Source organism: Pandoraea vervacti, from assembly GCF_000934605.2.
Taxonomy (GTDB): domain Bacteria; phylum Pseudomonadota; class Gammaproteobacteria; order Burkholderiales; family Burkholderiaceae; genus Pandoraea; species Pandoraea vervacti.
This window is the reverse complement of record NZ_CP010897.2, coordinates 1,370,445-1,389,969: the sequence shown is the minus strand read 5'-3', so window position 1 is coordinate 1,389,969 and position 19,525 is coordinate 1,370,445. Positions and strand designations below refer to the sequence as shown.

Genomic DNA, 19,525 nt, shown 5'->3' with positions numbered 1-19,525 from the left:
CTTGCCGAATGACTGCATGAAACATCCGGTCAGGCGCCTTGCGGGTACTGCACTTGCGCGAACCATTCGAGCACCTGAGCCACCGCCTGATCGACGTTCAGCCCCGATGTGTCGAGTACCCGCGCACCCTCTGCCGGCCTTAGCGGCGCCTCGGCCCGGGTACGATCCCGTGCATCGCGCGCCTCAAGATCCAGCATGAGACTGTCTATGTTAGCAGAAAATCCTTTTTCTATCAATTGCTTATATCGCCTCTCGGCACGCGCCTGTGGCGTTGCGGTCAAAAACACCTTCAGATCGGCTTCTGGAAAGATCACAGTCCCCATGTCCCGACCGTCTGCGACGAGGCCCGGCGCAGTCTTGAAGCTTCGCTGAAGCGCCACGAGCGCCTGCCGGACCGCCTTGTGCACCGCAATCGCGGAGGCCCGGTTGCCGATGGCTTCGGCACGGATGGCGTCCGTCACGTCCTCGCCCGCCAGCCAGACACGCTGTTCGCGGAAGCGTACGTCCAACGTCTCGGCGAGCACCGACAGCGCGCCGACGTCGTCCGGATCGATGCCGTGGCGAGCGCTGGCCAGCGCGGTCAACCGGTAAAGCGCGCCACTGTCGAGGTAATGGAAACCCAGTTCATCGGCCACACGGTGCGCCACCGTGCCCTTGCCGGATGCTGTCGGGCCGTCCACCGTAATGACCGGAATCGAGTCGTCCACCACCGTCAAATCAGGCATTCCTTCGTCTCTGTCTATCCAACACATTAGAAAATAAATCTTCCCATCCAAATAATAATGATTATCATTTAGATGTAGACGCCACTCGCGTCACCTGAAAATGTAACTGCCATGCAAACCCGCGATTATCCCTTAGTCGGTCCCGAACGGGTGCCGCCCCTCGTCCCGCAAGACCGGTCGCCGCGCCGGGCACATCGCTGGATGGGATTTGCCGGGGTCGGCACCCTCATCGCCGTGGGCTATATGGATCCGGGAAACTGGGCCACGGCCATTGCCGGCGGGGCCCGCTACGGTTACACGCTGCTGAGCGTGGTGCTGCTCTCGAGCGTCATGGCGCTATTGCTGCAATGGTTGGCCGCTCGCGTCGGCCTGGTGACCCGTCGCGATCTCGCACAACTCTCACGTACCCAGTATAGCCGTCGCACTTCATTGGCGTTATGGGGCCTTTGCGAGATCGCCATCATCGCCTGCGACCTCGCCGAGATCATCGGCAGCGCGGTCGCACTGCAACTGCTTTTCGGCCTCTCGTTGCCGGTCGGCGTCGTCCTCGCGGGCGCGCTTGCATTCGCCATGCTGGGACTGCAAGGCTTCGGCCAGCGCCGACTCGAAGGCGCTGTCGCTGCATTGATTCTGCTCACCGCCGGATGTTTCGCGGCGCAACTCGCCCTCGCCAATCCTGACTGGGGCGCCGCCGCCTCGGGGCTGCGTCCGCGCAGCGAAATCGTCGCGCAAGCCGGCATGCTATGGCTCGCGGTGGGCATTCTCGGCGCGACCGTCATGCCCCACAACCTGTATCTGCATTCGGCGCTGCTTCGGATGCGTGGCGAGGCCATGCCGGAGCGCACGCCAGCAGCGATGAAGCGCGCACTGCGGACAACGCAGTGGGACACCACGCTCTCGCTCGGTTTTGCGTTTCTGGTCAATGCGGCCCTGTTGATCCTCGCGGCCGCCGTATTCCATGCCAGCGGAAACACGTCGGTGGAATCGCTGGGCGACGCGCACAAGCTACTCGCGCCCCTGCTCGGCAACCAGTGGGCGGGCATGATGTTCGCGCTCGCCCTGCTCGCCTGCGGCCTGAACTCGACTGTCACAGCCACGCTCGCCGGTCAGGTCACGATGGAGGGTTTCCTCAATCTGCGCATGAAGCCATGGAAGCGCGCCCTCATCACACGCGGGCTCGCACTGATTCCCGCCCTGCTGATCGTCGGTCATGGCGGCGAGGCGCAAACGACGAACCTGCTCATCCTCAGTCAGGTTGTCCTGAGCCTGCAGTTGCCGTTTGCCGTCATTCCGCTGGTTCGTTTTGCAGGCGACGCGACGCTCATGGGGCAATGGCGCGTGCGCGGCGCGTTGCTCGCCGCTGCCTGGCTCATTGCACTCGCCATCGTTGCCCTTAACGGCGTACTGCTCTGGCAGATGATGACGGGGCAAGGCTGACAGGGCGCCGCGAGCGCGATTTACGATGCCACGCGGGCAAACTCCGCGAAGTAGGACGGAAATGTTTTCGCAACACATTTCGGATCGTTGATCGTCACCGGCACGCCCCCCAGACTCACGAGCGAGAAACACATGGCCATGCGGTGATCGTCGTAGGTGTCGATGGACGCGTTCGGCGTCAGCGCTGCGGGCGGCGTCACGCGAAGATAGTCCTCGCCCTCCTCCACGGTCGCACCGACCTTGCGCAGTTCGATCGCCATCGCGGCGAGCCGGTCGGTTTCCTTCACACGCCAACTCGCCACATTGCGAAGCGTCGTCGTGCCATCGGCAAAGAGCGCTGCGACGGCAATCGTCATCGCGGCGTCCGGAATGTGGTTGAAGTCCATGTCCAGTGCACGCAGTTTGCCGGTCGGTGTGTCGATCCCGTTCACTTCGATGGCATCGTCGTGCAGGGTCACGCGCGCGCCCATCGCTGCGAGCGCATCGACGAAACGCACGTCGCCCTGAATGCTGTCGCGGCCCACGCCCTCGACTCGCATCGGACCACCACCGATGGCGCCGGCCGCAAGAAAGTACGACGCTGACGATGCATCGCCTTCGACGCGAATCTCTCCCGGACTGCGGTACTTTGCGCCGTCGGCGCCGGCGGCGGGCAGCGTGAATCGCGACCATCCATCCTGTCGGACATCGATACCGAAGCGACGCAGCAATCGCAGGGTAATGTCGATATACGGCTTCGAAATCAGTTCGCCTTCGACCTCAACGACGATCTCCCCCGTCTCTGACGGCAATAGCGGCAGCGTGAGCAGCAGCGCGGTCAGAAACTGACTCGACACGTCGCCGCGCACGCGAATCGGGGTCGCTGGCGCCGCTACGTTTGCCGGCTTGATGTGAAGCGGGGGATAGCCGGCGTTGCCGAGGTAGTCGATTTGTGCGCCGAGTTGACGCAGGCCGTCGACCAGATCACCGATCGGACGCTCATGCATACGCGCCACGCCCGAGACCTCATAGTCACCATGGCTCAGCGATAGCGCCGCCGTCAACGGGCGGATCGCGGTACCCGCGTTCCCCATGAAAAGCTTCGCCGCCTTCACGGGAAATACCCCGCCACAACCTTCCACGATGAAATCACGCGAGTCGCCGACCTGCGTGCATTTGACGCCGAGCACGGCCAGCGCGTCCAGCATGACCTGCGTGTCGTCCGACGCCAGCAATTCGCGCACGCGCGTCGTGCCGCGCGAAAGCGCCGCGAGCAACAGCACACGGTTCGAGATGCTTTTCGAGCCGGGCAGTCGAAGCGTGCCTTCGGCATGGCCATACGGGCCAAGATCGAGCGTTTCCATTACTTTTCCTGTTGCTTGGCCCAGTCCGTTCGCGCCTGACTGGTGCGAGCGAATACGGCCTCGAGACCGGCGCCGTCCCCGGCATCGATCAATTGACGCAGCGAACCGAGCGTGGCGAGGTAGCCATCGAGTTCGGCGAGCAAGGCGTCTCGATTTGCCACGCAGATGTCGCGCCACATTTCGGGATTGGAGGCCGCGATTCGCGTGAAATCGCGAAACCCTCCCCCGGCAAAACCGAACTTCAACGCGGCGTCCGGCGCATCCAGAATCTGCGCAATCAAGGCGTACGACAACACGTGAGGCAAGTGGCTCACGGACGCGAACACGTGATCATGCTGCGTCGGCGTCATCTCGGAGACCCGCGCACCGGCCGCTTCCCACATCGCCCGCACGCGCGCAACATCGTCGCCGCGATTGCCGGGTTGGGGGCACAGGACGACTCGGCGATCACGATAAAGATCGGCCTTGGCTGCATCGACGCCCGACAACTCCGCACCGGCGATCGGGTGTCCAGGAACAAAACGCCACGCCTCGTCACCGAGCGCGGCGCGAGCGGCAGCAACGGCGTCCGACTTCGTGCTGCCTGCATCGGTCACGATCGTCGTGCCGCCCAGGTGTGGGCGGATCGCGGCGAGCAGCGCGGGCGTTTGCGCCACTGGCGCAGCGAGCAGCACGATGTCCGCGCCGGCAACGGCGTCCGCCATCGACACCGCAGCCCTGTCGATCACACCCAATTCGCAAGCGCGCGCAAGCGACGTCTGTGTGCGCCCCACTCCCACGACTTCCTTCACCGCGCCGGCCGCTTTAAGCGCACGCGCGAGCGATCCGCCGATCAGACCGACGCCACAGATAACGAGTTTGTTCACACGCATGGTGTCCCGCCCGCCGCGCGTCATGCGGAGCGCGGGTAGGACCCGAGCACCTTGCAGTAAGCGGCATTCTGACGAAGCGCTTCGAGCGCCTTGGCGACGTTCGGGTCGTCGCGATGCCCTTCGAAGTCGACGTAGAAATAGTACTCCCAGGCGCCGCTCTTGGCCGGACGCGACTCGAAGCGCGTCATCGACACACCGTTGTTGGCGAGCGGTTCGAGCAATGCGACCACAGCGCCTGCGCGATTCGGCACGGACAGAATCAACGACGTCTGATCGCGACCGCTCGGTGCCGGGTCTTGCGTGCCGACCACGACGAAACGGGTGCGATTGTGCGGATCGTCCTGCACGTGCGCAAACGCAACTTGCAGCCCGTACTGGGTCGCCGCCGCCTCTCCGGCAATGGCCGCAATGGCCGGATCGGCCGCCGCCATGCGTGCGGCTTCGGCATTGCTCGACACCGCCTGACGCTCGATATTCGGGAAGTGAGCCGTAAGCCAGTGCTGGCATTGCGCCAGCGACTGCGCGTGCGAGCAGATGCGCGTCACGCCGTCGAGCGTACCCGCGCGCGACATCAGATTATGGTGAATCGGCAACGCCACTTCGCCGCCGATGGTCAACGGACTTTGCAGCAGCAAATCCAGTGTGCGGGACACCACACCTTCGGTCGAGTTTTCGACGGGCACCACGCCGAAGTCCGCACTGCCTGCCTCAACCGCACGAAACACCTCGTCAAGCGACGGGCATGGCAGGCCCTTCACGCTCTGACCGAAATAAGCCAGCGAAGCCTGCTCGCTGTACGTACCCGCCGGGCCAAGATAGGCCACGGTCATGACCTTTTCCAGCGCGCGACTGGCCGACATGATTTCGCGCCAGATCGACGCCAGATTGTCGCCGTACAATGGGCCGTCGTTGGCTTGTTGCAGCCGGGAAATCACCTGCAACTCACGCTCGGGCCGGAACACCGGCGCGCCGAAACGCTTCTTGACCTCGCCGACTTCAAGGGCAATGGCCGCACGTTGATTGAGCAACTTGAGCAGTTGCGCATCGATTGCATCGATTTTCTCGCGCAACGGGCGCAGCGATGCGTTCAGATCGTCTTCCATGGAGCGTATTGTCTTCTTGCTATGTGACATGATCAGGCAGTTCGCGGCGCGATGTCATCGCAGGATGCAGGGCGTACCCGTCGCGCCGGCCAATCGCCCTCGTCAGCCGTGGCTGCGCTCGAATTCGCGCAGATAGTCGACCAGTGCCTCGACGCCGGCAAGCGGCATTGCGTTATAGATCGAGGCGCGCATACCCCCCACGGACTTGTGGCCCTTGAGTTGCAGCAGGCCGCGCTCGCGAGCGCCGGCCAGGAAAGTTTCGTTCAACGCGTCGTCGTGCAGGAAAAACGGCACGTTCATGCGCGAGCGGCAGTCTGGTGCGACCGCTGTGCGATAGAAGTCGCTGCTGTCGAGAAAGCCGTACAGCAACTCGGCCTTCTGCTTGTTGAGCGCCTCCATCGCGCTCAGCCCTCCCTGGCGCTTGAGCCACTGGAACACCAGCCCCGCAATGTAGATCGCATAGGTTGGCGGCGTGTTGTACATCGAATCGTTGTCCGCCACCGTTTTCCAGTCGAATGCGCTGGGCGTAAACGGCAGCGAGCGCCCGAGCAAATCATCGCGCACAATCACGACCGTCAGCCCCGACGGCCCGATGTTCTTCTGAGCGCCACCATACATCACGCCGAACTTCGACACGTCCATCGGACGCGAAAGGATGTGAGATGAAACGTCGGCCACGAGCGGCACATTCGGCAACCCGGCAGCCGCCAGATCCGGCGTCCAGAAATACTCCACGCCATGAATGGTTTCGTTCGTGCAGATGTGGACGTAGGCCGGGTCGCTCGACAGCTTCCATTCGTCGATCTGCGGCAGCCGCGTGAAATGCTCCGTCTCGGTCGTTGCGGCGATGTTGACGTCGCAATACTTGCGCGCTTCCTTCTGCGACTTGACGGACCACGACCCCGTCACGACATAGTCCGCCGTACGACGCTCACCTGCCGCGGCGCCGCCCAGCAAGTTCATCGGGATAATCGCGTTCTCGGCAAGCGCACCGCCCTGCATGAACAGAATGCGGTAGTTCTCCGGCACGGCCAGCAGCTCGCGCAAGTCGGTCTGCGCCTGCGCCAGAATGCTCATGAACTCGCGACCGCGATGGCTCATTTCCATCACGCCCATGCCGGATCCATGCCAGTCGAGCATTTCCTCGGCCGCCTGACGAAGGACTTCCTCGGGCAATGCCGCCGGACCGGCAGAAAAATTGAAAGCGCGCGTCATATTGGTTTTGCAGCAGTAAAAGTGAAACGCAAGCCGGCGGATATTGACCCGTGCGGCTTGCGTTTCACGTCTTTCGAGGACTCGCGATTGACCGGGCGATCCCGGTTGAGCGGCGGCGGCAAAGACCAACTATACCGCCAGTTCGCCCTGACGTGCGGGCGTTTGGCGTAATTCGGGCATGGGATGGGCACTTCCCGGAAAATTCCGAGCGAAAGCTGCCGCCAGCCCCCATCAATGCAAAATGGCCGTTTGCGATCTCTCGCAAACGGCCATTATCGGTCAATCCCGGTGGGATCGTCCGAAATTTACTTCTTGGCCGGAGCCTTCGGCGCCGACTTGGCAGCCGCAGCGATTTCGGCGTCAGCTTGCTTGCTGGTCGCGTCGATCGATTGCGGCATGTACTTCTGCATCAGACCGCCCACCACTTCCTGGCCAACCTGATCCTGCACCTTGATGTACTTCTGGCCGACCGGGCTCTTGTAGAAAGCGGTCAGACCCTTGATTTCTTCCGTCGTGTAGTTCTTGCCGTAAGCGGCGTACTGAGCCTGGACGGCGTCATTCTTGAATGCGTCGCTCGTGAACACCTTGCCTGCGCCGTCAACCAGCTTCTGCACCGAGTTTTGTTGCAGGGTCGGCACGATCGCTTGCTTCTGAGCATCGCTCAACGTCTTGTTTTCGACCAGTTGGCGTTCGAGCACTTGCGGCGCCAGTTGCTTGGCTTGCTGTTGTGCACCTTCGCCGATCGCCGTCACCAGCCTGTTCGCATCGATGGCGTCCAGCAGCTCCTTGATGGCTGCCTTCTTGTCCGCGTCAAGCGGAGCGCTCTGCTGAGCCATTGCCATTGCCGGTGCTGCGAGCAGCAGCCACATCCACTTCTTGACGTTGCGTTGCATAGTAATAGTCACTCCAAAGTTCGTCGGCTTGCGCCGACGATAAATAGATGCATCCTCGCCTGGGCACTTCACTGCATCGGGCCAGATTTTACTGACTTTTCGGGGCAATGCACCCCTAGATTACATCGAGTTACGCCGGTATTACTCCGTGACATCCGCTTCCGGCGCTTCATCGTCGCCCTGCGCGTCGCCGTTGTCGGCGACTTCCGCGTCGGACTCAACGATGCGCTGCAGACCGGAGAGCGTCGTGCCTTCATCCAGGCTGATCAGCGTCACCCCCTGCGTGGCGCGACCCATTTCGCGGATCTCGGAGACTCGCGTACGAATCAGCACCCCGCCGGTCGTGATCAGCATGATCTCGTCATCCGGCTCGACCAGCGTTGCCGCGACCACACGGCCGTTGCGCTCGCTCGTCTGGATCGCAATCATACCCTTAGTGCCACGGCCGTGGCGGGTATATTCCGTGATCGACGTGCGCTTGCCGTAGCCGTTCAGCGTCGCCGTGAGCACCGACTGCTGCTCGTTCTCGGCCACCAGCAGTGCAATCACCGTCTGACCGTCTTCGAGCTGCATGCCGCGAACGCCCCGCGCCTCGCGACCCATCGGACGCACATCGTTCTCGTCGAAACGCACCGCCTTGCCGGCGTCGGAGAACAGCATGACGTCGTGTGCACCGTCGGTAATGGCAGCACCGATCAGCACGTCGCCGTCATCGAGATTCACGGCGATGATGCCCTTCTTGAGCGGTCGGCTGAAGGCCGCGAGCGGCGTCTTCTTGACCGTGCCCAAGCTCGTTGCCATGAACACGAATCGATCTTCCGTGTACTCCTTGACCGGGAGCACGACGTTGATCTTCTCGCCTTCCTGCAACGGGAACATATTGACGATCGGACGGCCACGCGAGTTCCGCGAACCCTGCGGCACTTCGTAGACCTTGATCCAATAAACACGTCCGCGGTTCGAGAAACACAGGATCGTGTCATGCGTATTCGCGATGAAGAGCGTGTCGATCCAGTCGTCGTCCTTCGTCGCCGCAGCCTGCTTGCCCCGGCCGCCACGCTTCTGCGCACGGTATTCCGAGAGCGGCATCGACTTGATATACCCCGAGTGCGACAACGTCACGACCATGTCCTGCGGCGTGATCAGGTCTTCGGTATCGAGTTCGGTCGCGTTGTGTTCGATGGTCGAGCGGCGGGCGTCGCCGAACTCGGCGCGCACGGCCGTCAACTCTTCGCTGATGATGGCCGTCACGCGCGGCGGGCTTGCCAGGATGTCGAGCAGGTCGGCAATCTGGGCCATCACTTCCTTGTACTCGGAGACGATCTTGTCCTGCTCCAGACCGGTCAGGCGCTGCAGACGCATCTGCAGGATTTCCTGAGCCTGCGTCTCGGACAGGCGGTACAGACCGTCGGCCTGCACGCCGACCGTGAGGTCGAGCCCTTCCGGACGGTAGGCCGCCAGGCCGCCTTGCGTCTCGGTCTCGGCGCGCGCCAGCATCTCGCGCACGACGGACGAATCCCACGACTTTTCCATCAACGCCGCCTTCGCGAGCGGGGGCGTAGGAGCGGCCTTGATGATGGCGATGAAGTCGTCGATGTTAGCGAGCGCTACCGCCAGACCTTCGAGCACGTGACCACGTTCGCGGGCGCGACGCAGTTCATAGATCGTGCGGCGAGTAATCACTTCGCGGCGATGCGCCAGGAAGTGCACCAGCATTTCGCGCAGGTTCAGCAGCTTGGGCTGCCCATCGACCAGCGCAACCATGTTCATGCCAAACGTATCTTGCAGTTGCGTGTGCTTGTAGAGATTGTTCAGGACAACCTCGGGCACTTCGCCGCGCTTGAGTTCGATCACGACACGCATGCCGCTCTTGTCGGACTCGTCGCGAATGTCGGAAATCCCTTCCAGACGCTTTTCGTTGACGAGCTCTGCGATACGTTCAAGCAGTGAGCGCTTGTTAACCTGATAAGGCAATTCGTCGACGATGATCGCCACGCGCTGGCCGCGGTCGATATCCTCGAAGTGCGTCTTGGCGCGCATCACCACACGGCCACGGCCGGTGCGATAGCCTTCGCGCACCCCGGAGATGCCGTAGATGATGCCGGCGGTCGGGAAGTCCGGCGCCGGAATGATCTCGATCAGTTCGTCGACGGTCGCCTCGGGGTTCTTGAGCACATACAGGCACCCTTCGACCACTTCGTTGAGGTTATGCGGCGGAATGTTCGTCGCCATACCGACCGCAATCCCCGACGAACCGTTGAGCAGCAGGTTCGGGATGCGCGCTGGCAGAATCAGCGGTTCCTTTTCGCTGCCGTCGTAGTTCGGACCGAAGTCGACGGTTTCCTTGTCGATGTCCGCGAGCAGTTCGTGACCGATCTTGGCCATACGAACTTCGGTGTATCGCATGGCCGCAGCGTTGTCGCCATCGACCGAACCGAAGTTACCCTGGCCGTCGACCAGCATGTACCGCAGCGAGAACGGCTGCGCCATGCGAACGATGGTGTCGTATACAGAAGCGTCGCCGTGCGGGTGGTACTTACCGATGACGTCACCGACGATACGTGCCGACTTCTTGTAAGCACGGTTCCAGTCGTTGTTCAGCTCGTGCATGGCGAACAACGCGCGGCGGTGAACTGGCTTCAGGCCATCGCGCACATCCGGCAAAGCGCGGCCGACGATCACGCTCATGGCGTAATCGAGGTACGACCGCCGCATTTCTTCTTCGAGCGAAATCGGGAGAGTTTCTTTGGCGAACTGATCCATTATCCGTGTCTATCAAGCCCTAATCGCGATAGGCGGCTGCCGGCGATATGATCTTGCGATTCTAACATGCCCGTCATAGGCATCCGAAACGAGCGTGATGCGATGCACAAGAGATGTCTGGCACGCCAAAACGCCAAACAATGGAAAGAAATGAAACGGTTGGCGAGGGGCCTCAAAAGGTGTTGCGCTCAAACCACAACTGCGCCACGACGGGCCGCAAAGCTAGGGTTTTTCTCGCGACCGTCTGAATCGCTATGGCAAAATGCCGTGGCATAAGTTAGACATTATTCGAAGTGCATGGGCCATGCTTTCGCGCACTTGCCGATGTTATACTTCGAGCGATGTAAGACTTTGGTTCTGTCGTCTAGGCTCGCAGTAAACCTGCGGTAATCTCATTTCGAGAGGAGAAATATGAATAAATTCGCTAAGCTCGCGATCGTTGCAGCTACCGCAGTGATGGCTGCTTCGGCTATGGCCCAAAACTACGTCCAGACCGCTCCGGGCCCGATCGCGGCCTCGAAGCAAGCCGTCAACGACAACTGGGTGAACGGCAGCGGCGAGTGGGTTTGGAAGAACGGCACGGACGAACTGTGCTGGCGCGATGCCTACTGGACCCCGGCGACGGCCAACGCCAAGTGCGACGGCTCGATCATCGCCCAGGCTCCGGCCCCGGCACCGGCACCGGCCCCGGTTTCTCCGGTCTCGCAGAAGGTTACCTACCAAGCTGACGCGCTGTTCGACTTCGACAAGGCCGTTCTGAAGCCGGAAGGCAAGCAGAAGCTGGACGACCTGGCATCCAAGGTTCAGGCGCTGAATCTGGAAGTCGTGGTTGCTACGGGCTACACGGACCGTATCGGTTCGGACAAGTACAACGACCGTCTGTCGCTGCGTCGTGCTCAAGCTGTGAAGGCCTACCTGGTCAGCAAGGGCGTCGAAGCCAACCGCGTGTACACCGAAGGCAAGGGCAAGCGTAACCCGGTTACGACGGGTTGCAACCAGAAGAACCGTGCTCAGCTGATCAAGTGCCTGGCACCGGATCGTCGCGTGGAAGTCGAAGTCGTCGGCACGAACAAGTAATAACGTTCGCCGACTACGAAAAAACCCCGCCTCGGCGGGGTTTTTTTACGTCCGTTTTATGTCCGTTTTATCTCGCTTCACGTCCGCTTCACAGCCGCTTCACACCCGCTTCACACCCGCTTCACGTCCTGCCATATGTCTGTTTGACGTCCATTGCTAGCGGTGCCAAATCGCAACGCCTCGACGGGTCTGGCTGAGCGCGAACCAAGGACGCCCCCCACGGGCGATCCGCCGCACCGTCAGGCTTCGCTCCCGAGCTGGGGATACTGGCGTTTGACCATGAACGACATGAGCGCCTTGACCGGGCGGTCGCGCCACCACGAACCGGTCTCCAGCGGTTTGAACATCATGCGCGTTGCCGCCTCCACCGGCATGTACTGCTTCATGATGTCGCCCGACATTTCGAGAAACGCCTCCCAGGTCATCGTCTCGAACGGCGGCGCGCAGCGCCAGAAGTTATTGAGCGGCTCGAAGGCAAAGGCGATGTCCTCGTCGCGCACCAGTTCGCTACGCGCCACCATCGTGCGCAGCCGGCTGATCACCCCGTGCTGTTCGATCGCGTTGTACCGATCGAACGTCTTGCGAAAATACCGGTAGTGCCCGACCTCTTCGCTGCTCAGCTTATGCATCATCTGCTTGAGTTCCTCGACCGGCATGTACGATTCGAGGCAGCGGTAGATCATGGCGGTCTGCGTCTCCGTCACGCACCGCGATAACGCTTCGAGCGCCAGCGATGGCCGCATGTACTGCACATCGCAGCGGGGCTTGTAGCGGGCCAGAAAGGCATCGTACGCCGGTGTCCAGTCGAACTCCGGCCAGACACGTGCGATATAGTCCCTGGCGAGCCGCCCGTGTTCGACCTCCTCGGGCAGCCAGGTCTCCTGAAGCCACGTGCGCACTTCGTCGTCGTCGCCATACATCTGATTGAGCGTAGAGACGAACTCGGGAACACTGGTCTCGATGAACGACACCGTGGCAAGGGAATAGAAAATGAACGCGTTGCTACGAACAGACGGCTCTGCTGCCATGACTCACTCTCCTATCGGCATAGGCGGTTGAACATGTACATGAAACGTCACGCAAAGGTCACAAAGGCATAGTATAGGAATTGGCCCAATATCGCAGTGCGGCAAACATTCAGCGAGGATTTCAACGCGAATTCATCGCGTTATGGCCGGTCGCACGACGTTCACCGGCCGTTTGCCCGATGCCCGATGCGTCCCCGTCTGACGTCAACCCAACCCTCGAAACCTCATGACGCAACGTTACTGGCTAATGAAGTCCGAACCCGAAGAGGCGAGCATCGACGACCTCGCCAACGCCAAACACCAGACCCTGCCCTGGACCGGTGTGCGCAACTATCAGGCGCGCAATTTCATGCGTGACGACATGCGCGTCGGCGACGGTGTGCTCTTCTACCATTCCAGCTGTGCGGTACCCGGCATCGCCGGACTGGCGAGCGTGGCCTCGACGGCATACCCCGATCCTACGCAGTTCGATCCAAAAAGCCCGTACTTCGATCCCAAATCGACGCCCGACGCGCCGCGCTGGCTACTCGTCGATGTGAAGCTCGATCGCAAGACCCGGCTCGTCCCGCTTACGGAAATGCGCCAGACACCGGCGCTCGAAGGCATGCTGGTACTCGCGCGCGGCAATCGACTTTCAATCACGCCTGTCGCCCCCGAACACTGGAAATACATTAGCAAGCACTTACTTAGAGCCTGACGCGCCGGAAGAATCCGCGGGGAACCAAAATTGTTGCGATAGCGTCTGTATAACGTTGCCGGCTCACGCATAGTGCGTACCCACTAGCGCAGGTCGGCAGCCGGTCAAACGTTCGCCGCAAGATGCGAACTTACATTCGAAAAAGGACAAAACTATGCGCAAGTCTCTCGCCGCAGCGCTGTTGATTGCGACTGCCGCCAACGCCGCCTATGCCCAATCGGGTGACGAGTCGAACCGTCAGGTCTCGGGCGTGCTGGGCCTCGAAGCCCATGCGACGAAGGAGGTCGAGCAGGACACCGTTCACATCACCATGTCGGCGCAGGAGCAAGGTCCGGATGCCGCGACCGTGTCGCGCAACCTCACGCAAAAGGCGAACAAGGCGATGTCCGTCGCCAAGAGCCAGAACGCCGTTGAAGTGCAGACCGGCAACGTCTCGCTCTATCCGACGACCAACCGCGATGGCAAGATCACCGCATGGCGCGGCCGCACCGAGCTGCAAATGAAATCGAAGGATTTCGGCGCCGCATCGCGCCTGGCCAGTCAGATATCGGACCAGATGCAAATGGATGGCGTGTCGTTCTCGCTCTCGCGTGAAGCGCAGGAGAAGACGCAGGCCGAGCTGACCAATCAGGCGATTCAGGCATTTCGCGACCAGGCGCAGAGCAATGTGAAGGCTTTCGGCTACAGCGGATACACGATTCGCCAGGTGCAGGTCGGCACGAACGCCCCTGTCATGCCGCGCCCTTACGCGATGAAGGCGATGGCCATGAGCGCAAGCGCCGATGCCGCGCCGCCGATGCAACTCGAAGGCGGCAAGACGCAAGTGACCGTGACCGTCTCGGGCACCGTGCAGATGAAGTAACGCATGCTGCTCGCCTGACATGTTTCGTCCGCTTCGGACGAAACATGTCAGTGCGCCAACGAAAATGCCGCCCCAAAAAAGGTTCATCGTGGATTGCCGGGGAAAGCTGCGCGGATTTTGAGGAAGAAATATTCCTCGTCACGGTAGCCGTATGCCCGGCGCTTGATGACCTTGATGGTGTTGTTGATGCCTTCAACGACGCTGGTGTTAAGTGGGTGTCGGCAGCGGGCCAGGATGCCGTGCCAATAGCCTTGCAGGCGCTGCGCAAATAGTTTCAGCGCAGCGATACCGCTGTCGTTGGCTTGAGTAATCCACTGCTCCCATGCCTTTTGCGCCCAAGCTGGCTTTCGGTAGAACCACAGTCGCTTGAGTTCGTCTCGTAGCAAATAGACGCACAACAGAGGCTGGTTGGCTTGCAGCAGCTCACTCAGGTGCACGGACTGTTCCGGCCGTAGATTCTTTTGATTGCGTAAGAGCAGCCAGCGGCTTGATTTGAGGACTTTGCGTGCTGGCCGGTCATCTCGGAGTCGGTTGGCCTGATCGACTCGGACCCGGTCGATCACTTCGCGTCCGTATTTGGCAACGACATGGAACAAGTCGTAGACGATTTCGGCTTGCGGGCAGTTCGCCTTGATTTCCAACTCGTAGGCCGTTGTCATATCGATGGCAACAGCCTCGATATGCTCTGCAACGCCCTCGGGAAGCTGGTCAAAGAAGGCTCGGGCAGTTTCACGCGAACGGCCATTCCCAATCCATAGCACCTGCCGACTGAGCGGCTCGACCACCACCGTGGCGTAACGGTGGCCCTTGTGCAGAGCGAATTCGTCCATCGCCAAATATCGAACCTGTGTCCAATCCGGCTCGGCGATGCTTGCTCGCAAACTCGCTTTGTCGATCGCTTTAACGGTATGCCAATCCAAACCGTAGAACGCTGCAACGGCCTGGACATTGGTCGACTTGAGCAGAATTTCACAGGCCTTGGCAAAGCGCGCTGTGACCCGTTGGTAGCGCCCGAGCCAGTCCAATTTCTCCAGCCTCGGGCCACCACAGTGCTCGCACCAAAGCCGACGACGCGGCACATGCAGCACCACTCGATATTCAAACAAGGGAAGATCCCGAACCCGGCGCACCGTCGTCTCGTGGATCTGCGAGCAACGCTTGCCGCATTGCTCGCACAGCATCACTCGGCTTAATGGCTTCAGATACAACGACAGTGTCCGACTGTCCTGCGAAGGCCACTCCACTCGCTCAACTCGGTATCCCGTCCAGCAACCGAGGGCTTCCAGCGCTTTTCGATCTAGCAATTGCTCCTCCGAACACCGTCTCTATTGGCGTCAGATTATCAATTGCCTTGAAAACCTCCACGGTTTTCCACGATGAACCCCAAAAAAGGCGGCATTTTTCATGTCCGGCCCGCGTCTCCCCGATGCCGGACACCTGTGCGGCACATCGTCGCACAGCAGTGCCACGAACCGAACCACGTCATGCACAACGTGTCGCAAGTCCGTCACTTGAACCGGTCGCGCAGCAGATTCTTCTGCACCTTGCCCATCGTATTGCGCGGCAACTCGTTCACGACGTGCACACGTTTGGGCACCTTGAAGTTGGCGATGCGTTGCTTGAGCGCATCGATCACGGCGCGCTCATCGGGCGCCTGCGCACCGTCGCGCGGCACGATCACGGCAACCACCGCCTCTCCGAAGTCCGGATGCGGCACGCCGATCACGGCCGACTCGGCCACCCCGTCCATCTCGTCGATGAAGCCTTCGATTTCCTTCGGGTAGACGTTGTAACCCCCGGAGATGATGAGGTCCTTGGAGCGACCCACGATATGCACGTAGCCGTCTTCATCGATTCGGCCAACGTCGCCGGTTTTGAAGAATCCGTCGTCGGTGAACTCTTCCGCCGTCTTCTCCGGCATGCGCCAATACCCCGCGAACACGTTCGGCCCCTTGACCTGAATGTGTCCGATGTCGCCTTGCGCGCTGGGATGGCCGTCGTCACCGACGATGCGAACGTTCACCTCGGGCAGCGGCACGCCGACCGTGCCCGCGCGGCGCACCGCCGGCGCGTCGCCGTGATACGGATTGGAGACCAGCATGACCGTCTCCGACATGCCATAACGCTCCAGAATCGTGTGTCCCGTACGCTGTCTGAACGCATCGAACGTCTCGCGCAGCAACGGCGCCGAGCCCGAAATGAACAAGCGCACGTGGCGGCACACCTCGCGATCGAGCCCGGCCTCCGCAAGCAGGCGAACGTAATACGTCGGCACCCCCATGAAGACCGTCGCGCGCGGCAACTGATGGAGCACTTCGCGCGCGTCGAACTTCGACAGCCAGATCATCTTGCTGCCCGAGTACAGCGCGGCGTGGCTTGCCACGAACAGTCCGTGGACATGAAAGATCGGCAACGCATGGAGCAACACGTCCCCGCCCTCGCGCTCGCCCCACCCCCAGAACGAATGCAGCACGCGCGCGTTGCTCGCAAGATTGCCGTGCGAGAGCATCGCTCCCTTGCTGCGTCCCGTGGTGCCCGACGTGTAGAGAATCGCCGCCAGATCGTCCGGCGCACGCGGCACCGTCTCGAAGGTATCGCCGAACCATGCCGCGCGCTCGAGCAACGAGCCGGTGCGGTCGTCGCCCAGCGTGTAGACGTGCTTTGCGCCGTTGGTAAAGGCGATCTTCGACACCCAGCCGAAGTTCGACGGACTGCACACCACCACATCGGGCTCGGCGTTCTCGACGAAGTACGCGATCTCGGCTTCGCGATAGGCGGTATTGAGCGGCAGATAGACGAGCCCCGCGCGCAACGTGGCGAGGTACAGCAGCAGTGCCTCGGGCGACTTCTCGACCTGCACGGCAACGCGGGCCCCCGGGCTTAGCGCCAGACTGGCGAGCAGATTCGCAATACGCGCACTCGCGCGCTCGAGATCGTCCCAACTGTAGTAAAGCCCTTCGGGGGTCTCGATGGCGCACGCCGCCTTGTCGGCGGGAAAACGTTCGGCAAAGAGTCGGTAGAGGTTGGCGTCTTGCGTCATAAACAGAACCGGATTCAGAACAATGAAAGCGTCGTCAAGAAATGGTGACGAGGCGCGCTGCGCTCAGCGGCCCCGGAAGTCGGGCGGGCGCTTCTCGAGGAACGCGCTCACGCCTTCGCGGTGATCGTGCGAGTCCCAGTAGGAGAACGCCCTTTGCCATTCGGCCTCGGATAGCGGCGGCACGTTCGCGGCCAGTCGCGCAATGAGCCACTTGTTCAACTGCGCGGCGAGCGGCGCCCCTGCGGCAACGCGCCGGGCGCAAGTGTAGCCTGCTTCCTCCACCCCTTCGTCCTCGACGATGCGGGTAAGCAGCCCCTTCTCCTTCGCCTCCGCTGCGCCGAACACGCGGCCTTCTAGCAGAATTTCCAGGGTGACGGCCCGACCGACGAGCGCCAGCACGCCGCGCAATTCCCCCGGCGCCATCGGGAAACCGAGTTTATTGATCGGCACCCCGAAACGCGCGCCCTGCGCCGCGATGCGAAGATCGCAATGCGCCGCGATCTCGAGCCCGCCGCCGACACACACGCCCTCGATCAATGCCACGCTCGGGTGACGACAGCGCGCGAGCGCCTCCAGCGTCGGTCCGATCACCTCGCCGTGATAGCGGCGCAGCGCGTCGTAACTGTGTCGCTCGGTCGGAAATTCCTCGATATCGGCGCCGGCGGCGAAGTTGCCTTGCGCGCCACGAATGACGATGGCCCGCGCGCGCGAATCGCCGTCGAGCGTCAGCATATGCGTGCGCAGCGCCTGCCACATCGCCACCGAGATGGCATTGAGCTTGCCGGGGTTGGACAGTGTCAGTGTCACCAATCCCTCGTCAAGCAAGCTGTCGTCGCGCAGAACTTCGCTCACACGTGTCTCCATGAGGTTCCTGGCACGCTCACAACAGGCGCGCCACGGCGCGCCCGATGGCAGGCTCGCCGTCGATGAGGCGTTGCAGGTTGGCGTCGAGCTCGTCCGGCGCGTAAAGATAGTTGACCATCATGCCGCATGACTGCCTGACGCCCTTCTTCGAAAGATCGGCGTGCCAGTTGATGCGCTCCACACGCGCCCCATTGCCGAGGTGAAAGCGCGCGACCGGATCACGCGGTTGCCCGCGAACCAGCTCCCGCGCCAGATAGTGCGCCGCGAGCGCCTCGCCCAGCGAACGCTGCAACGTCTGCACGCTCTTGCGCTCGGGCGCTGTCTGCAACCAGGCCAGCACCTGCGCACCGGAGGCCTGCGTGGCCAGCGACGGTTCCTGCGCGAGCCATTTCACCCGCTTGGGACCGAGCACCTGCGCGAGCGCCTGCGCCGTGAGTTGCCTCAACCAGTCGCTGAACCCGGGGATCGGCGAGAGCGTGGCGAAGTTGCGCAGCTTCGGGAAGTCGATCTGCAATTCGTCGATCACGCGCTTGAGCAGGAAGTTGCCGAAGCTCACGCCTCGCAGGCCCGGCTGCGTATTCGAGATGGAATAGAAGATGGCCCACCGCACGCGCCGCAGGTCTTCGAGCGGCGCTTTTTCGTCGAGCAGCGAGTGCACGTCCGCCGCCATATCGGGCACGAACGCCACCTCGACGAAAATCAACGGCTCGCGCGGCATACGCGGGTGGAAGAAGGCATAACAACGACGATCGGAATCGAGCCGGTTACGCAAATCCGCCCACGACGAAATCTCGTGAACGGCTTCGTAGCGCATGAGTTTTTCGAGCAGCGACGCCGGCGAGTCCCAGGTAATGGGATGCAGTTCCAGCAAGCCGACGTCGAACCATGTGGAGAAGAGACTGCCGAGGTCTTCTTCGAGGGCGGCGAGTCCCGGCAGCGCGGCGCGGTGATGCAGCATGTCCGCGCGCCAGCGCACGAGAAACGGCAAGCCATCGGGCAGTGCGTTGAAGCGTTTGAGGAACCGCACGCGCGCACTGCCCAGCGCACCGGCCAATCCGGTCGCGGCACGTCGGGGGGCGTTGGCGTCCTTGCCCTCCTTTCCCTCCGTTCCCGCTTTCGCGTCGCCACCGGCCTCGCCGTCGCTCGCGCAGATGTCGGCGACGACCGTGAGCAGCGCCAACTGCTCTGCGGGCGACGCAGCGCAGTATCGCGTCATGAACTCGCGTGCCGCCTCGTTGGCCGACGAGTCGGTCAGCCGTGCGGACAGGCACTGCGTCAGTTGCCGACGCAACGCGTTCTCGGCACGCGCCGAGAGCGTCGCCGCAACCACCTTGCCGTCCTTCGGCCCGCCGCCCTGCCCGCCCGACTTGCCACCGCGACCGAACCATTGCCCGAGCCGCTCGCCCAGCGACGGCTTCGGCGAAGGCACCGGTGCGCTCACCTCCGCCACAGTGTCGGGCGCGCCGCGCCCGGCGGCGGCAGTGCCGGGTGATGATGACGAACCCGATGACGAACCCGATGACGAACTCATCGACACCGGAGCGGACGTGGCGGACATTGCAGACATGATCGGCTCATCCTTCATGGCTTCCTCTCAAGGCATTGT

The 19,525-nt window shown here is 62.0% G+C and carries 16 protein-coding genes; 4 read left to right on the top strand and 12 right to left on the bottom strand.

The features are described from left to right. Positions 1–29 precede the first annotated feature (29 nt). A complete protein-coding gene (cmk, locus tag UC34_RS06290) occupies positions 30–725 on the bottom strand; it encodes a (d)CMP kinase (RefSeq protein WP_218919560.1) in 696 nt (231 codons plus the stop codon). Positions 726–836: 111 nt separating this feature from the next. Between cmk and UC34_RS06285 the strand changes: the two genes are divergently transcribed. Then, positions 837–2,162, top strand: a complete 1,326-nt coding sequence (locus UC34_RS06285; RefSeq protein ID WP_052810918.1) for an Nramp family divalent metal transporter — start codon at positions 837–839, stop codon at positions 2,160–2,162. Positions 2,163–2,182: 20 nt separating this feature from the next. On the opposite strand, the gene aroA is transcribed toward UC34_RS06285, so the two are convergent. The 6 genes from aroA to gyrA all read right to left on the bottom strand — a co-directional run bounded on the left by aroA (position 2,183) and on the right by gyrA (position 10,351). Beyond that, on the bottom strand, positions 2,183–3,505 hold the full coding sequence (gene aroA / locus UC34_RS06280) for a 3-phosphoshikimate 1-carboxyvinyltransferase (protein ID WP_044454714.1): 1,323 nt from the start codon (positions 3,503–3,505) through the stop codon (positions 2,183–2,185). After that, positions 3,505–4,377: a prephenate dehydrogenase gene (locus tag UC34_RS06275; protein ID WP_044457829.1), complete on the bottom strand. Its 873-nt coding sequence runs from the start codon at positions 4,375–4,377 to the stop codon at positions 3,505–3,507. Before UC34_RS06275 ends, aroA begins: the two co-directional genes overlap by 1 nt. A 20-nt stretch (positions 4,378–4,397) precedes the next feature. Beyond that, positions 4,398–5,480, bottom strand: coding sequence for a prephenate dehydratase (pheA, locus tag UC34_RS06270; protein ID WP_044454712.1), 1,083 nt, complete (start codon positions 5,478–5,480; stop codon positions 4,398–4,400). Between the two features lie 102 nt (positions 5,481–5,582). Then, positions 5,583–6,695, bottom strand: a complete 1,113-nt coding sequence (gene serC, locus UC34_RS06265; protein WP_044454710.1) for a 3-phosphoserine/phosphohydroxythreonine transaminase — start codon at positions 6,693–6,695, stop codon at positions 5,583–5,585. 305 nt (positions 6,696–7,000) lie between these two features. Next, positions 7,001–7,588 carry a DUF2059 domain-containing protein gene (locus tag UC34_RS06260; protein ID WP_044454708.1) on the bottom strand — a complete coding sequence of 196 codons (588 nt, stop codon included), beginning with the start codon at positions 7,586–7,588 and terminating at the stop codon, positions 7,001–7,003. Positions 7,589–7,729: 141 nt separating this feature from the next. Beyond that, positions 7,730–10,351 carry a DNA gyrase subunit A gene (gyrA, locus tag UC34_RS06255; protein WP_044454706.1) on the bottom strand — a complete coding sequence of 874 codons (2,622 nt, stop codon included), beginning with the start codon at positions 10,349–10,351 and terminating at the stop codon, positions 7,730–7,732. Between the two features lie 411 nt (positions 10,352–10,762). Here gyrA and ompA point away from each other — a divergent pair, with 411 nt between their 5' ends. Then, entirely contained in the window at positions 10,763–11,428 is a 666-nt protein-coding gene (gene ompA, locus UC34_RS06250; RefSeq protein WP_044454704.1) for an outer membrane protein OmpA, read from the top strand. Positions 11,429–11,667: 239 nt separating this feature from the next. Here ompA and UC34_RS06245 read toward each other — a convergent pair whose 3' ends face one another. Beyond that, positions 11,668–12,456: a hypothetical protein gene (locus tag UC34_RS06245; protein ID WP_052810917.1), complete on the bottom strand. Its 789-nt coding sequence runs from the start codon at positions 12,454–12,456 to the stop codon at positions 11,668–11,670. 226 nt (positions 12,457–12,682) lie between these two features. On the opposite strand from UC34_RS06245, the gene UC34_RS06240 reads away from it, so the two are divergent. Both UC34_RS06240 and UC34_RS06235 read left to right on the top strand, forming a co-directional pair. Beyond that, positions 12,683–13,153 carry an EVE domain-containing protein gene (locus UC34_RS06240; protein WP_044454703.1) on the top strand — a complete coding sequence of 157 codons (471 nt, stop codon included), beginning with the start codon at positions 12,683–12,685 and terminating at the stop codon, positions 13,151–13,153. Positions 13,154–13,307: 154 nt separating this feature from the next. Beyond that, positions 13,308–14,015, top strand: coding sequence for an SIMPL domain-containing protein (locus tag UC34_RS06235; protein ID WP_044454701.1), 708 nt, complete (start codon positions 13,308–13,310; stop codon positions 14,013–14,015). Positions 14,016–14,098: 83 nt separating this feature from the next. Here the strand turns inward: UC34_RS06235 and UC34_RS06230 are convergent, their stop codons facing one another. From UC34_RS06230 to UC34_RS06215, 4 genes are all read right to left on the bottom strand, one after another. Beyond that, positions 14,099–15,319, bottom strand: a complete 1,221-nt coding sequence (locus UC34_RS06230) for an ISL3 family transposase (protein ID WP_044453341.1) — start codon at positions 15,317–15,319, stop codon at positions 14,099–14,101. Between the two features lie 203 nt (positions 15,320–15,522). Next, positions 15,523–17,055 carry a malonate--CoA ligase gene (locus UC34_RS06225; protein WP_044454699.1) on the bottom strand — a complete coding sequence of 511 codons (1,533 nt, stop codon included), beginning with the start codon at positions 17,053–17,055 and terminating at the stop codon, positions 15,523–15,525. A 63-nt stretch (positions 17,056–17,118) separates the two neighbouring features. Beyond that, on the bottom strand, positions 17,119–17,919 hold the full coding sequence (locus tag UC34_RS06220) for an enoyl-CoA hydratase/isomerase family protein (RefSeq protein ID WP_084070393.1): 801 nt from the start codon (positions 17,917–17,919) through the stop codon (positions 17,119–17,121). Between the two features lie 16 nt (positions 17,920–17,935). Then, a complete protein-coding gene (locus tag UC34_RS06215; RefSeq protein WP_237165252.1) occupies positions 17,936–19,486 on the bottom strand; it encodes a malonyl-CoA decarboxylase domain-containing protein in 1,551 nt (516 codons plus the stop codon). Between the last annotated feature and the right edge of the window lie 39 nt (positions 19,487–19,525).

What these genes read in the sequence shown, in the direction of transcription:
- cmk (WP_218919560.1), bottom strand. Translation starts at nt 725, where the DNA reads ATGCCTGATTTGACGGTGGTGGACGACTCGATTCCGGTCATTACGGTG.
- UC34_RS06285 (WP_052810918.1), top strand. Translation starts at nt 837, where the DNA reads ATGCAAACCCGCGATTATCCCTTAGTCGGTCCCGAACGGGTGCCGCCC.
- aroA (WP_044454714.1), bottom strand. Translation starts at nt 3,505, where the DNA reads ATGGAAACGCTCGATCTTGGCCCGTATGGCCATGCCGAAGGCACGCTT.
- UC34_RS06275 (WP_044457829.1), bottom strand. Translation starts at nt 4,377, where the DNA reads ATGCGTGTGAACAAACTCGTTATCTGTGGCGTCGGTCTGATCGGCGGA.
- pheA (WP_044454712.1), bottom strand. Translation starts at nt 5,480, where the DNA reads ATGGAAGACGATCTGAACGCATCGCTGCGCCCGTTGCGCGAGAAAATC.
- serC (WP_044454710.1), bottom strand. Translation starts at nt 6,695, where the DNA reads ATGACGCGCGCTTTCAATTTTTCTGCCGGTCCGGCGGCATTGCCCGAG.
- UC34_RS06260 (WP_044454708.1), bottom strand. Translation starts at nt 7,588, where the DNA reads ATGCAACGCAACGTCAAGAAGTGGATGTGGCTGCTGCTCGCAGCACCG.
- gyrA (WP_044454706.1), bottom strand. Translation starts at nt 10,351, where the DNA reads ATGGATCAGTTCGCCAAAGAAACTCTCCCGATTTCGCTCGAAGAAGAA.
- ompA (WP_044454704.1), top strand. Translation starts at nt 10,763, where the DNA reads ATGAATAAATTCGCTAAGCTCGCGATCGTTGCAGCTACCGCAGTGATG.
- UC34_RS06245 (WP_052810917.1), bottom strand. Translation starts at nt 12,456, where the DNA reads ATGGCAGCAGAGCCGTCTGTTCGTAGCAACGCGTTCATTTTCTATTCC.
- UC34_RS06240 (WP_044454703.1), top strand. Translation starts at nt 12,683, where the DNA reads ATGACGCAACGTTACTGGCTAATGAAGTCCGAACCCGAAGAGGCGAGC.
- UC34_RS06235 (WP_044454701.1), top strand. Translation starts at nt 13,308, where the DNA reads ATGCGCAAGTCTCTCGCCGCAGCGCTGTTGATTGCGACTGCCGCCAAC.
- UC34_RS06225 (WP_044454699.1), bottom strand. Translation starts at nt 17,055, where the DNA reads ATGACGCAAGACGCCAACCTCTACCGACTCTTTGCCGAACGTTTTCCC.
- UC34_RS06220 (WP_084070393.1), bottom strand. Translation starts at nt 17,919, where the DNA reads ATGGAGACACGTGTGAGCGAAGTTCTGCGCGACGACAGCTTGCTTGAC.
- UC34_RS06215 (WP_237165252.1), bottom strand. Translation starts at nt 19,486, where the DNA reads ATGTCTGCAATGTCCGCCACGTCCGCTCCGGTGTCGATGAGTTCGTCA.